This is a genomic window from Marinobacter iranensis (assembly GCF_029207565.1).
In the GTDB taxonomy this organism is placed as follows: domain Bacteria; phylum Pseudomonadota; class Gammaproteobacteria; order Pseudomonadales; family Oleiphilaceae; genus Marinobacter; species Marinobacter iranensis.
Window position 1 is genome coordinate 1 of sequence record NZ_JANCMW010000198.1, and the last position, 267, is coordinate 267.

General features: G+C 64.8%; 1 protein-coding gene. It reads right to left on the reverse strand.

The window, feature by feature from the left end; genetic code table 11:
* Nucleotides 1-267 (reverse strand): efflux RND transporter permease subunit (locus tag NLU14_RS22010; protein ID WP_275710623.1); only part of this gene is annotated, 267 nt, incomplete at both ends.

The following is a 267-nucleotide window of genomic DNA, read 5'->3' on the forward strand; positions in this document are numbered from 1 at the left end:
TCGGCGGAGACGCCGGCGAGCGCGATGAACCCGACCCCGGTGGCGATCGACTGGTTGAACCCCAGCAGATAAAGCGTCCAGATGCCGCCGGTCAGCGCAAACGGCAGCGTCCCCATGATCAGCGCCGCCTCGTCGAAGCGGCCGAAGATGAGGTAGAGCAGCACGAAGATGATCAGCAGCGTCGCGGGCACGACCAGCTTCAAGCGGTCGACCGCGCGCTCGAGATATTCGAACTGGCCAGAGTAAGCGATGCTGACCCCAGGCGAG